At 46.8% G+C, this 12,872-nt stretch carries 12 protein-coding genes; 2 read left to right on the forward strand and 10 right to left on the reverse strand.

Translation table 11 applies throughout. From position 1 onward, the window contains the following. Nucleotides 1-51: 51 nt before the first annotated feature. The 4 genes from EC604_RS24715 to EC604_RS24730 form a co-directional block, all read right to left on the reverse strand. Nucleotides 52-510, reverse strand: coding sequence for an OsmC family protein (locus EC604_RS24715; protein WP_123066693.1), 459 nt, complete (start codon nucleotides 508-510; stop codon nucleotides 52-54). 43 nt (nucleotides 511-553) lie between these two features. Next, nucleotides 554-1,321 carry a DeoR/GlpR family DNA-binding transcription regulator gene (locus EC604_RS24720; protein ID WP_123066694.1) on the reverse strand — a complete coding sequence of 256 codons (768 nt, stop codon included), beginning with the start codon at nucleotides 1,319-1,321 and terminating at the stop codon, nucleotides 554-556. 171 nt (nucleotides 1,322-1,492) lie between these two features. Then, on the reverse strand, nucleotides 1,493-2,623 hold the full coding sequence (locus EC604_RS24725) for an NADH-dependent flavin oxidoreductase (protein WP_123066695.1): 1,131 nt from the start codon (nucleotides 2,621-2,623) through the stop codon (nucleotides 1,493-1,495). Nucleotides 2,624-2,893: 270 nt separating this feature from the next. Beyond that, nucleotides 2,894-3,571: an SOS response-associated peptidase gene (locus tag EC604_RS24730; RefSeq protein ID WP_123066696.1), complete on the reverse strand. Its 678-nt coding sequence runs from the start codon at nucleotides 3,569-3,571 to the stop codon at nucleotides 2,894-2,896. Nucleotides 3,572-3,798: 227 nt separating this feature from the next. On the opposite strand from EC604_RS24730, the gene EC604_RS24735 reads away from it, so the two are divergent. Both EC604_RS24735 and EC604_RS24740 read left to right on the forward strand, forming a co-directional pair. Continuing rightward, nucleotides 3,799-4,320, forward strand: a complete 522-nt coding sequence (locus tag EC604_RS24735; protein WP_123066697.1) for a hypothetical protein — start codon at nucleotides 3,799-3,801, stop codon at nucleotides 4,318-4,320. 60 nt (nucleotides 4,321-4,380) lie between these two features. Then, nucleotides 4,381-5,046, forward strand: a complete 666-nt coding sequence (locus EC604_RS24740; protein ID WP_123066698.1) for a hypothetical protein — start codon at nucleotides 4,381-4,383, stop codon at nucleotides 5,044-5,046. A 145-nt stretch (nucleotides 5,047-5,191) separates the two neighbouring features. Here the strand turns inward: EC604_RS24740 and EC604_RS24745 are convergent, their stop codons facing one another. The 6 genes from EC604_RS24745 to EC604_RS24770 form a co-directional block, all read right to left on the reverse strand. Continuing rightward, nucleotides 5,192-6,232, reverse strand: a complete 1,041-nt coding sequence (locus tag EC604_RS24745) for a sensor histidine kinase (RefSeq protein WP_123066699.1) — start codon at nucleotides 6,230-6,232, stop codon at nucleotides 5,192-5,194. Continuing rightward, the gene (locus tag EC604_RS24750; protein ID WP_123066700.1) at nucleotides 6,229-6,933 is read right to left on the reverse strand and encodes a response regulator transcription factor; all 705 of its coding nucleotides are present in this window, start codon (nucleotides 6,931-6,933) and stop codon (nucleotides 6,229-6,231) included. Before EC604_RS24750 ends, EC604_RS24745 begins: the two co-directional genes overlap by 4 nt. A 117-nt stretch (nucleotides 6,934-7,050) precedes the next feature. Further along, nucleotides 7,051-7,572 carry a stalk domain-containing protein gene (locus tag EC604_RS24755; RefSeq protein ID WP_123066701.1) on the reverse strand — a complete coding sequence of 174 codons (522 nt, stop codon included), beginning with the start codon at nucleotides 7,570-7,572 and terminating at the stop codon, nucleotides 7,051-7,053. Between the two features lie 202 nt (nucleotides 7,573-7,774). Then, the gene (locus EC604_RS24760) at nucleotides 7,775-10,324 is read right to left on the reverse strand and encodes a beta-mannosidase (protein WP_123066702.1); all 2,550 of its coding nucleotides are present in this window, start codon (nucleotides 10,322-10,324) and stop codon (nucleotides 7,775-7,777) included. A 256-nt stretch (nucleotides 10,325-10,580) separates the two neighbouring features. Further along, entirely contained in the window at nucleotides 10,581-11,612 is a 1,032-nt protein-coding gene (locus EC604_RS24765; protein WP_123066800.1) for a LacI family DNA-binding transcriptional regulator, read from the reverse strand. A gap of 201 nt (nucleotides 11,613-11,813) precedes the next feature. Then, the gene (locus EC604_RS24770) at nucleotides 11,814-12,725 is read right to left on the reverse strand and encodes a DMT family transporter (RefSeq protein ID WP_192895155.1); all 912 of its coding nucleotides are present in this window, start codon (nucleotides 12,723-12,725) and stop codon (nucleotides 11,814-11,816) included. Nucleotides 12,726-12,872: the final 147 nt, after the last annotated feature.

Below are 12,872 nucleotides of genomic sequence, written 5' to 3' on the forward strand. Positions count from 1 at the left end.
TTCTCCTTATTTGCACAAATGACGAATCATGTCGTCTACCCATCAATTATATCACACTGCGTCGGCTCCAGTGGTTACAATCACCGGACGCGTTTCCATCGTCACATTGCCAGCTACTGCGCGAGATATCATACAGGATGCCTCCGCCTTATGCGCCAGCTTCTCGGCCTTGCTCAGATCTGATTCGGGTGCATCTGGTGGAAGTACAATTCGCGGCCGATGCACAATGCGTTCATACGTAAAGATGTTATTGGTCACATCCACCGTTGCCTCCGATTCCAGCGTCAGCTCGTCAGGTGTAATATCTGAACGCTCCAGCATCGCAGCGAGTGTAATCAGGTAACAGGTTGCCGCTGCCCCCAGCAGCATCTCGTCCGGGTTCGTTCCTGTACCAGGGCCGCCCATCTCCTGCGGGATAGAAATGACGGTTTTCAGACCTCCCGCATCAATCGTGCCCTCACTGTTACGTCCGCCATTCCATACCGCTTTTAAGTGAAACGGATGTTTCATTGCCATCGATCCTTTCTGTACCGTTTATAATCCTTAATTCCCGTCACACCCGTATACACGGAATTTGAAGTTCATTCAGCGCGTTGACATGCTCATCCTGCACACCCTGATCGGTGATGACCTTCCCAACACTCTCCATGCCAGCTACCCTTGTAAAAGCTTGGATGTTAAATTTGCTCGAATCGGCTAGCAAAATGACTTCGTCAGCAATATGAATCATTTTCTGCTTCACCAAAGCCTGTAATTCATTCGACTCGCTGATGCCCTTGGTCAGATGTACGCCTTTGCAAGACAAAAACACTTTATCCACATGATACGCATCCAGCGAGCGCTCTGCGAGTGGCCCGACAAAGGACAAGGATTTTGAGGCAAGCTGTCCGCCTGTAGCAATGACACGAATCTGTTCTTTCGTACTTAGCTCCGCTGCAACCTTAATTGAATTGGTCAACACCGTCAGCGGAATATTGGGCAGTCCAGCTGCCATATACCACGCAGTAGTGCTTGCATCCAAAGCAATCCGGTCACCAGGCTCCACCAGCTTCACTGCTTCACTTGCAATGCGGCGCTTCTCATCGGCATGGGCAACAGCACGCTCGGGATATGGAATCTCGGTTTGCGACTCATCCTTGTATTTCACACTCACCGCTCCACCATGCGAGCGTCTGAGCCTGCCCGCCTGCTCCAGCTTGTCCAAATCACGGCGAATTGTTTCTTCGGTCACTCCACAGCGCTCACTAAGCTCAGTGACACGCATGCTTCCATGCGCATCCACCCATTCCACAATTTTTTCATATCGTTCCGCAACGAGCATTTTCATTCACTCCAAACCGTTAATATACCAGTTAATCCTGTTATCCCATCATACCATAGAGCAGTTGGAAGGAGAATTTCACAGACCTACAAGAAATGACATTCATAAACATTCATGCAATATATGAAAAAGAGGAGGCTTGCGCCCCCTCCATCCAGTCATTCCGATACATTATTTATCCTCTGCCATAGGGAACCAACCTGGCGTGTGGATAATCGCATTCCACAATCCATCAGGAATTACCAAACGCTCTTGATCGGATTTCGTCAGAATGGTCTCAATATCCTCTTCACGTCCGCTTTCAATCTTCTCGACCCAGTCTGGCTCGATGATCAGCTCACGTCCAATCGCAAGCAACGGTACACCGGTCTCCAGCGCTTCTGCTGCTTCATCCGCGGTATGAATCGATCCAACACCGATTACAGGTACTTTACCGCCAACACGATCCAAGATGAATTCGATTCTAGCACGTGTATCCTCTTCACCACGTCTTGGCTTAGACCAGAACTCATTTAAGGAAACGTGCAAATAGTCGAGATTTTTGTCTTTCAAAGCATCAACCAGTGCATACGTATCCTCCATTGTTAATCCTGGCGTTTCTGGCTCTTCCGGCGAGAAGCGGTAGCCTACAATGAACGGAAGTTTGGTATGCTCGGCAACGACACGTTGTACCTCATCTACGACGGCCAATGGGAACGCTAAACGTTTCTCTACACTGCCGCCCCAGCGATCTTCACGTCGGTTGGAATGCGGAGAGAAAAACTGCTGAATCAAATAACCGTTCGCGCCATGAATCTCGACACCGTCAAAACCGGCTTCAATGGCACGGCGAGTGGCTTCACCGAAATCACGAATGACCGATGTAATCTCTTCATCCGTCATTTCTCTCGGCTCCGGAGAACCCGGGCGCTCACTAGCAACGGCACTAGGTGCAACCACTTGGCCTGCAGGAACGGCTTGTTCCGGTGTCAGACGCCCTGCATGGAACATTTGCAGTACAGCAACAGAACCTTGCTGTTTAATCGTTTCAGCCAGACGTTTCAGTCCAGGCACAAAGCTGTCATCATAAGAGCCGAATTGCGCTGGAAAGCCGATACCGTTAGGCGTAACATGAGTTACCGCTGTAACCGACATGCCAGCTCCACCTGTGCGGCGCGCATAATATGCAAGCTCAGCATCGGATACCGTTCCATCTGGGTTAGAGGACATATGAGTCATAGGAGCAAGCACGATCCGGTTTTTCAGTGTAATGCCGCTTGGCAGCGAAACTTGTTCAAACATTTTCGAATACTTTGGATTCATTCGTGGTTCCCTCCTGAATTATATCTCTTTAAATAGATATATGGATATATACATTCAATTACTGTAACTATTATAATTACGTTTTAATTCAATTGCAACTTTTCTTTTTCCATTCCCTGTCAGCACGCATCGGAAACCACGCGAATGTAAAAAGGACAGCATGTCCTCAGACACCCCATCCTGTTCTTTTAACCATTCCAAAAGCTCAGAAACAAAAAACATGGAAGCAGCTACATCTTCAGCAAATTCTCTGGTACACCTAAGTCATTCCTAGTAACTCCGCACGTATGCCAGCTTTTGCTCCATCTCTTCAACACATTCATAACAATCATGTTCGTCGTTCGCCACCATCGGTGTGACCGGGTACAGATTCATATCTGTTTGGTTGTACGTTTTGAGGAGCGGTAGCAACTGTGTCACCCGTGTATTAGCCGGATCAAGCCAGGTGTTGATCTCATCATCCATAAGAATCGCTGGCATCTTGTTGCCAAACTCACGAGTCGCAAGGTTTGCGCCAGCCATGAGCATCGTACAGGTACGAAGCGGCTGTTTACGTGTATCTTTCCATATTTCATACAACCCCGCGATGCCAAAAAGTCCGCGATCCGGCATGACCACACGTACGGCATAACGCTTCTTGCCTTCTTGTCGCCAGTAATACAGCCCATTGCAAGGAATAACACAGCGTTTGGTCTCCACCAACTTATAATATGCGGGGTTTTCATGCACAGTCATTAAGTTGGCGTTCACCGCATCCCTCCCCCAGAACGGAATAAATCCCCAACGGAACTCATCCAGCACACGTTCTCCATCCTGATGCAGAATGATCGGCGTATGTTGCGTTGGACTGATATTATAGCGATTTTTATAGTAATACATGACACGCTGTACCTTGAAATGATCCCGAACTTCATCCAGATCAGCCGCGAGTGAAAAACGTTCGCACATCCCTATACACTCCTTTTTCCTAGTCAGGTTGAGTGTATTATTTGTGAGTTAAGGGAATTTATGCATACGTTCCCCGGACAGAAAGCGACTCGTTGTGACAACATTCCTTTGTAGTACAGGTTTTTTCCTTTTTTCCACGGCAAAAACAACGACTTGAGACTCATTTCAGGTACACATTTCCTTGTTACTATAATAGAGAAAATATACATTTATTGGAGGTTTTAAGTATGAAAAGGAAGATTTTGATGAGCCTGATGTTGTTCTCTGCGCTTGCGATGTTTGGAAGCACGATCTATGCAGCAACCTTTTTGAATTACGGCTACCCAAGCTCCACCATTCCAATCCGTACCTACAACTACGCTTCTGCATGGCAGGGTCCGATGGATGCTTCTCTTGCCAACTGGAACAATGCGGGAGCCAAAGTGCAATTCGTCAAAACGAATAACTCTCCAAACACGATCACCGCTGGCAACTTCAATAATACCGCTTACGGTGTCAACTACGCTTCCGTCTCCGGCAATCAGGTTGTCAACTTCCGCATCGAACTCAACGCCTCCACCATTACTGCTGATGCATCCAATCTATCCAACTTTATACAAAGCGTATTCGTCCATGAACTGGGCCACTCCGTCTGGCTTGGTGACAACCCTACAACGAACAGTCCTTCCATTATGTCTTACACACGCAACCGGAATTCCATGACCAAACCACAGACCTTCGATATCAATAATGTCAGATCCAGATACTAATCGTTCGTATATCATCATTCCGTATCATTTACATTTTATTACCAAGGAGGATTCCAATCCATGAAAAAGAATCGAGTACTTACCTTGCTCGTCTCGTCCATCTTTATCTTGTCTGCCGTCGGCTGCTCTCCAGCAACTCCGGCCGCTTCTCCCCCCGACGCTCCCGTCACAATCATCGCATCCGAGGATTATCCCAGTTATGGCAGTGTAGACGCCTTGTCCCAACGGGCCGACACCATTGTGAAGGGCAATGTCATCCAAACACGGGTTGAAGCTTTAGATGACAGGGTGTTGGCTGAGTCCCAAGATCAGAATAATATGAACGCAGCGGGAAGCGCGGCAGATACACAGGTTTCTTTTGACAAAATCTATACGATCTATACGGTTCAGGTGACTGAATCCTACAAAGGTGGTTACACAGCCGGGGATCGGCTTGAAGTCAAACAGCTTGGCGGACAACTGGGTAACACCGAAATAGTCAACGATGACAGCCTTAAGCTTATGCAGGCCAAGGATTATGTACTTTTTCTTGAAACATATGCGGACACCCCTGCAAGCCTGCTGAACAGCGTTCAAAGCCTCTATGTGGTCAAACCTGTTGCAAAATCAGACCAGGCCAGCCAGCAATCCCAGTCTGAGGTGATTGTCAGTGCAAATCCAGAAAATGATCTGACGCTCAGCCTGAGCGAATTGCAACAAATCAAAAACGAACAGTCCAATCCGTAACGTATATTTCCTCTTTTACCTACTTACTTGTTTGATGTCCACCTCAATATGCCGCTCTACATAAAATAAAAAAACGCGCTGCCCGAAATACAGGGTGGCACGTTTTTACGTTATTGCCTATGATCAAATCTCTCAATGCCAATGGCTAGCGATTGACACACACCGGAAGGGTAAACCAGAAGCAACTGCCTTCTCCCTTCGTACTTTGAACAGCAATTTCGCCTCCATGCCGTTCCACAATCGATTGAGCGATCGCGAGCCCAAGCCCCGCACCACCACTACTTTTACTACGAGATTTATCAATCCGGTAAAACCGTTCAAAAATACGTGTCGTTTCTTCCGCTTCAATCCCCTCACCTTGATCTATCACCGCAATTCGCAGAAACGCTCCCTGCTCTGTTGCAGTAAGCGTGATTGTGCCTCCTGTAGAAGAGTGCTGGATAGCATTTTGCAGTAAATTGGAGAGAACCCGTTTCATCTGTGCAGCTACCATCATGGCAGCTGGCAATCGATCAGGCAGCTCAATCTCCACACTCAGCTGTTTCTCGGCAAGATGGAACGAGAAGCTCTCGAGCGTGGTTAGCAACAACTCATCAACATGACTGGGCTCTGGATCAAATGGCCCCCCTTGTGCTTCCAGACTCGATAGATCAAACAAGTCCTGGATCAGCCCTCCCAGCCTCTTCGTTTCAAGGCGAATCGTATTCAGATAACGTTGAAAGGTCGCTTCATCCTTAATCACATCGTCCTCAAGTGCTTCCACAAAAGCCTGAATCGAGGCCAGCGGTGTACGCAAGTCATGAGATACATTCGCAATCAGCTCTCGCCTGGCCGATTCGGATTGATGAAGATGGTCAAAGCTATCCTTCAGCCTGGAACTCATTTCATTAAATTGCTGTGCCAGCAGTTTGAATTCCTGTGGTCCGATGAGAGGGACTTCCGTATGGAAATCCCCTTCGGCTACCTTCACTGTACGCTCGGTAATACGAGCTATTGATTTTTCTAACGGCTTCGTTAATACATACTGGAGAACAAACGAAAGTAAACCTACTCCGGCTGTTATACCTGACAACCAATACAATTGATCGATGGTGAGAAGCATTTTGGAATAACTGACGAACAAACAAATCAACAATACACCAATACCCAGAAGACTGGACAATACCAGATACGTGCGTAGATTCATGATGATCCACCTGCAAACTTGTAACCTATACCCCAAACGGTTTTAATATATTTCGGCTCTGAAGCATTTTGCTCGATCTTTTCTCGTAATCTCCGAATATGCACGGTTACAGTCGTCGTGTCTCCCTCGTAGCTAAAATCCCAGATTTTGCTTAACATCTGACTACGCGAGAATACCTGTCCCGGGTGGCTGGCTAGCAAATACAACATCTCAAACTCGGTAACCGTCAAGTCAATCAGCCGCCCGTCAATCTCTACCTCACGTTTCACAAAATCAATGGTCAGTCCTTCATAACGAATCGTATGCGATGAATGAGTAGCAGGCGACACCTGTACCGTTCGCATTCTGCGCAATATCGCTTTGACACGTAGAACGAGTTCTCTCGGACTAAACGGCTTGGTCAGATAATCATCTGCTCCCATCGTCAGACCCATCAGTCGATCCTGCTCTTCCCCGCGAGCCGTCAGCATCACAATGGGTACATCCTCGGTTTGCCGAATCTCGTTACAGATTTCCCAGCCATTTTTACGTGGCATCATCAGGTCTAACACAATCAGATTTGGCGCGTGACTGCGCCACAGCTCAATCGCCTCCATGCCATCCTTAGCTGTTACCACGGAATAACCTTCCCTTTCCAGGTACCTGCGACAAACGTCTGTAATATTACTGTCATCATCAGCAACCATGATACGCTCATTCAATGAACTCACCCCATATTCAAAACAAGCATCTGGCCTCATCATATCACAGGGCAAGGACCATGTTTCAGTATTATTGATCTGCTTTACTTACAATTCTTTACGTTTACTTCGTCACCTTCACTTCATAGCCTTCATCGGCATCATGTATTTTGAAATGACCGTATTCGCCACATAGGTGTTGCCCTCATGGATCGTAGGCATCGATTTCAAGCTAACCTGCATGCCGTCTACCATCATTTTTTTAGAACCAACCCACACTTTAATGGTTTTAGCCGCAGGCATTATAACATCTTCCATCATCGTGTTATCAGCCATCGTTGTGTCATCTTGCTTCATCATATCATCGTCCATCATCATGTCATTTTTCATTTTCATATCGTCTTTCATTGTCATATCATCTTTCATCATCGTGTCGTGCATTTTTTCCATATACATTAACGTTACCGAGCGGTCTTTGCTGTCCCACATAATGCTGTAACCGTACATTTTTGCCGCCTGTCTCAATTGAACAAGCTCCATACCATCTTTTTTAATCATTTTCATCTCTGCTGTACTTGCGCTTGCTAATCCCGAAAAGGTCAAAGACATCATCAACACCGCTGCTGCAATCATTTTTTTGCTTTTGCTTGTTTTCATCATTGTTATCACTCTCCATGGTTTAGTTGCTTGCATGGACTACAATAAGGAAAACAACTTACGATTCTCTAAGCAAAATATTACGAAATCATTACGATGTAAATATTGGTATCATCCTGATATAAAAAACGGTTGAAATCCCTCTTTGCGAGAGACTTCAACCGTTTCATTCGTTGCTACGTCTTATTTTCTACTTGCCTCACATTCAGTTCACACGAATAAAGTCAGCCATGGATCGAACCTGGGCCGCTCCTGGATTCGAAATGACGTCTGCTTGCTGTAACCCTTCTCTGGAGGTGAACTTCACCTTTACCGGAAACCCGGGAATCAGATCAAAGAAGTTATCCGAGAAGACCCCTTCAACTTCCGAAGACATCCACACCTGCTTGGCAAGAACGTCACTTTCCAGCACTAGATACACACCATCCTCATCGGCTCCTCCGCTGACTTTGATGCTCGCAGGCTGAAGCGCAAGCTCTTTGGCAGGCACGAAGTAATGCTCCTGGACAATGTCTGTTACTCCCTCTTGATGGAGAGCGAGTCGCAGGAGCGTCGTCGCAGCATCATGTCCTTCAAGCCAGTCTGTATTGCGCAAAGACAACAACTTCTCGCCTGAATTGGCTGCCACGCTTACTTCAAGTGTCTCATCCCGGTGCACCGTGCCATCGAATCCAATCAATTGAATTTGGAGCTGCCCCTCCACAGGTTTAAGTTGATCGGAAATCACATAGATATCCGTGACGTCTTCTTTGGTACCATCCACGGAAACCAATACATCGTTGAAACTGCGCTTCGCGTAATATTGCAATGCCTTCCAGCGACCAAGATAGTCCATCCCTGCCCACGAAGCGACAGGCCAGCAGTCATTCATCTGCCAGTAGAGCGTGCCCATACAGTACGGTTTGCGGCGGCGATGGGCTTCAATTGCGGTTTTCATCGCTTCCGCTTGAAGGACCTGACTCATATACAGGAAGGATGGGAAATCCTTCGGTTCATGCAAATACATATCCATATACTGCTTGATCAGCCGATTACCCGCACCGTTCTTCTGATGTGCAAGCATGACCTCTGACTCCAAGGCCAAGTCTTCTTCCTCGGCATACGTGCGTACCGATTTGTATTCCGGGAACGACTGGAATCCATACTCACTCATAAAACGGCCTACATAAATATTGTAATTCTCAAAAGGCTCAACATTGTGCCACACACCCCAGTAATGGATGTCTCCTTCCGACGTAGACGGATGGGCGTGCTGTTTTTCATCCCCTGTCAGCGATACAATCGGGGAAGAAGGCCAGTAGTCGATGCCAGGTGCATACGCTTCGACCACTTCTGGTAAAAGGTCATGGAAAATCGCTTCATAATCCGCCCAGATGCGTTCGCGCTGTTCGGCATTGTAATCTTTTTTCCAGCCCCATCCACCATGTTCAATATAATGCGCCCAAGCCGAATCAATCTCATTGTTGCCGCACCACAGAACAATACTCGGATGATTGCGCAGACGTTTCACATTGTCTATCGCTTCATATCGGACACTGTTCAGGAACGCTTCGTCACCCGGGTACATACTGCACGCAAACATAAAATCCTGCCACACCATGATACCGTATTCATCACACAGATCGTAGAACACATCCTCTTCGTAAAAGCCACCGCCCCATACTCGCAGCATATTCATGTTGGACTCAGCTGCCGATATGATCTCATGCATGTACCGTTCCCGTGTCACTTCAGTGATAAAACTATCATTTGGAATGTGGTTGGCTCCCTTGGCGAACACCGCAACTCCGTTCAGTTCAAAATAAAAGGAAGCCCCGGCTTCGTCCGGATCACGAACAAGACGAATGGATCGAAGTCCTGTCTTGACCTCGCACGATGCGACAGAACGCTCACCTTGAAGTACCTCGGCAGCAAACGTATATCGATACGCTTCACCCAATCCACGACTCCACCAAAGTTTCGGATTTTGAATCAAGATGGGAACCTCTATCGTATGGGAACCAGCTTGCAAAGACACGTCCTTCTCCCAGCGCTGACCATCCGCGCCTATGCGTATAACGGTATCTACAGGCTGTGAAGTTTCCACTTCTACCACGGCGGTGACTTGTGCCGATGTGGCATTTACTTTATTTTGCCGGATAAATAGATCATGAATTTTCACATCTGCCCATCCCTCAAGCCTAACTTCACGCCAGATGCCACTGGTGACAAAACGCGGACCCCAATCCCAGCCGTAGTGATATGGCGCTTTGCGCGCAAAGATACTTACTCGTTTATCCCCGAGACCGCCCACATCGGATTGGTCATTGGATGCAGGCAAGGCATATCCCAGCTTCTCCAGCTTCGGCAAATCCTCCTGAATGGGAGAACGAAAATGAATGCGAAGCATGTTCTCCTGTTCCTTCACTAATGCTTTTACATCTGCCTTCCATACTCGAAACATGTTATCCGCAGACAACACATGTGTGTCATTCACATATACATCCGCATACGTATCCAGTCCGTCAAAAACAAGTTCAATATGCTCCTGCGTGTATAAGAAAGGTTCAATATCGAACGTTGTACGGTACTCCCAGTCCTTCTTGTCGATCCACTGCACTTCCTTCTCATTTGTCCCGTAAAACGGGTCAGGAATCTTGCCTAATCTAAGCAGATCGGTATGTACGCATCCAGGCACCTGAGCCGGCATCCATTCCTGATCTTCACTAGCCTTGAACGTCCAATTTTCAAATCGTTGCGATAGGTTTGTGCTCATGACAGCCTCCCAAGTTGTTATAGTAACCAACTTATTTTGTTAGGTTTTGTTATTATAAAAGCAAACAATTCACAAAACAAAATTAACATGTTAGCCGTATAACAGTCAATGCATTTGGTAAATTTTATTGTTCTGATCATCTCTCCAATCACCAAAAAAGACATAGAGATTTACTCCTCCATGTCTGTTCATGTCTGTTCCTTCTCTTTTGTTTCCATCCTCCTAAGAAGGCCGGCAAACTAAAAACTGCACCGGGCTATGCCCGAAACGAATGATACTCATCCCGCATAATAATGTCCGCATTAATCAGCTTGCGCTCATATGGAACTTTCGGATTGCTGATGCGCCATAACAGCTGATCTACAGCACGTGCTCCTAGATGTTCTTTATGAATATGCGCCGTAGCCATAATAGGATCATCTGTCCGCGTATTATCAAATCCTGTTACCGCGCACTGTTCGGGCACCTGAACGCCGCGACTTCGCAAAGCCTCAATGATAATAAATGCCGTGTGGTCATTCGCGCAGACGATTACCTCTGGAAAATCTTCGAGCTTCAGCTCTCTGACCGCCTGTTGCATCTCCTCATACTCCTGCACCAACAGCCCCACATGCTGATCTGCCTGTAACTGTATTTCTTCAAGTCCCATCCGGTACCCTAGCCACCGTTCCCTGAAACTAACCGCATCGGGCAGCTGTCCAGCAAACTGGAACCGTTTATATCCCTTTGCTGCGAGCATAAGAACTAACTCTTTCATGCCTTTCACATTGTCAGTAAATACAGTATCCGTGTGTATTGCCGAATCCTCGTGATCCACCATGACGAGCGGAATGCGTAAGCGATATATTTCGAGCAGAACTGGCGTTGAGATCGTGCCTACCGTAATGACACCCCGAATGGCGTCAGGATTGAGAACCGAAAACATATGATCGGAAGAAGGCTCCGTCAGCGTCAAAATATCCATGCCCTGCTCATTCAAACGCGCTGAAATCCCGTCGAATACAGGCCCCCAATACAAGGAAGAACGATTTTGAGAGCGTATATTCGGAAACAAAATCAATGTGGTACCTTCGTTTTTCTTCTCCGCTGTGCTGCCGGATGATGTATGAGAATCCACTGCATTATATTTTGGCTCTATTTTAAAATAACCCAGTTGCCCTGCGGTTCTGACAATCATCTCGCGCGTATGCTCACTAACCCCAGGCTTGCCCGTCAATGCACGGGAAACTGCAAACTTGGATACTCCTGCAGCATCTGCGATCTGCTGCATGGTCACTCTTTTGCCCATCTTGCTCACCCGATTTTCCTGATTTTTCATCCAGTGTAGCATAAAACCCCGAATGAACAAAACATGTTTTGTTCATTCGGGGTTTGTTAGGTTAGAACGGAGTTAGACGGAATAACCTGTAACTTCGTTTATCTAGCGTTTATCTATGGTCGAATGTCTTCAACTAAACATGTTTAGATGGACAAACAGAATCACTTAACACTATAATGCCGGGCGCTTTCTGCGTCTGAACACATGCAGCGGCAGTTTGATCTCCGTAATCAATACGCCAGCCAGCATCAATGCCGCTCCACAGTATCCTTGCAACGTAAGGGACTCTCCCTGAAAAATAAAAGCAAACGCTGCGGCAAACAGCGGCTCCAGCGAAAAGATCAGGCTCGTTCTCGTAGGAGAAGCGTGGCGCTGAGCAAAAGTTTGCAAAATATAACCAAGCCCACTGCATAATACTCCGAGTCCCAGGATCGAGGCCCACGATTCCGGCGTATCTGGCAACTGCGGTGTTTCAAACACAAATGTAGCAACGGTCCCTAACAGAGCTGCTACACCAAGTTGAACGATTCCGAGTGTAAGCGGATCATGATTCGGTGTATATTTACCTGCGATCATAATATAAACGGCATAAACCAATGCCGCCAGAATACATAACAAATCCCCGAGATGCAGGCTCATTTCATGTTGAAGCGTTAATAATCCGAGCCCTGCTACTGCGACCACAATACTGACACTTAGACGTTTGTCCGGCAAGCGCCGGCGCAAGACTGTCGTTAATATTGGCACAAAAATGACGGCCAAACTGATTAAAAATCCCGCCTGAGACGCTGTCGTTCGCTGTACCCCATAGGTAATGAATACAAACGCAGCAAACAACGCTGTACCCAGCACGCCTCCAGCAAGCAACGTACCACGATCTACACTTCTCAAACGGCGGTGAAAGAGCAGCCCTGCCGCTACAAAGGCGATTCCAAATCGCAAAGCAATTAAATTTAGTTCTTGCATTGAAGCTAGTCCCGATTTCATAAACAGATAAGAAGAACCCCAAATAACGGTTGCAAGCAACATCTGTACATCCGCTCTTCGCGATGCCTGAATCTGATTTCCCTGTAAGCCATTCATCTAACTTCTACCTTCATTCTTCTATAATAGTCTGAGCTACGTTGTATATATGTACTAAACTAACTCGCCTTGGCAAGTATAAACGATCTCTTTGCATTATAAAAATGAATATTTATAATAGTTATTATGAAACAAACTCATGTATAG

It is taken from the genome of Paenibacillus amylolyticus (assembly GCF_003719335.1).
Classification (GTDB): domain Bacteria; phylum Bacillota; class Bacilli; order Paenibacillales; family Paenibacillaceae; genus Paenibacillus; species Paenibacillus amylolyticus_D.

Coding starts and splice junctions, on each gene's coding strand:
- EC604_RS24715 (WP_123066693.1), bottom strand. CDS start 510: ATGAAACATCCGTTTCACTTAAAAGCGGTATGGAATGGCGGACGTAAC.
- EC604_RS24720 (WP_123066694.1), bottom strand. CDS start 1,321: ATGCTCGTTGCGGAACGATATGAAAAAATTGTGGAATGGGTGGATGCG.
- EC604_RS24725 (WP_123066695.1), bottom strand. CDS start 2,623: ATGAATCCAAAGTATTCGAAAATGTTTGAACAAGTTTCGCTGCCAAGC.
- EC604_RS24730 (WP_123066696.1), bottom strand. CDS start 3,571: ATGTGCGAACGTTTTTCACTCGCGGCTGATCTGGATGAAGTTCGGGAT.
- EC604_RS24735 (WP_123066697.1), top strand. CDS start 3,799: ATGAAAAGGAAGATTTTGATGAGCCTGATGTTGTTCTCTGCGCTTGCG.
- EC604_RS24740 (WP_123066698.1), top strand. CDS start 4,381: ATGAAAAAGAATCGAGTACTTACCTTGCTCGTCTCGTCCATCTTTATC.
- EC604_RS24745 (WP_123066699.1), bottom strand. CDS start 6,232: ATGAATCTACGCACGTATCTGGTATTGTCCAGTCTTCTGGGTATTGGT.
- EC604_RS24755 (WP_123066701.1), bottom strand. CDS start 7,572: ATGATGAAAACAAGCAAAAGCAAAAAAATGATTGCAGCAGCGGTGTTG.
- EC604_RS24760 (WP_123066702.1), bottom strand. CDS start 10,324: ATGAGCACAAACCTATCGCAACGATTTGAAAATTGGACGTTCAAGGCT.
- EC604_RS24765 (WP_123066800.1), bottom strand. CDS start 11,612: ATGGGCAAAAGAGTGACCATGCAGCAGATCGCAGATGCTGCAGGAGTA.
- EC604_RS24770 (WP_192895155.1), bottom strand. CDS start 12,725: ATGAATGGCTTACAGGGAAATCAGATTCAGGCATCGCGAAGAGCGGAT.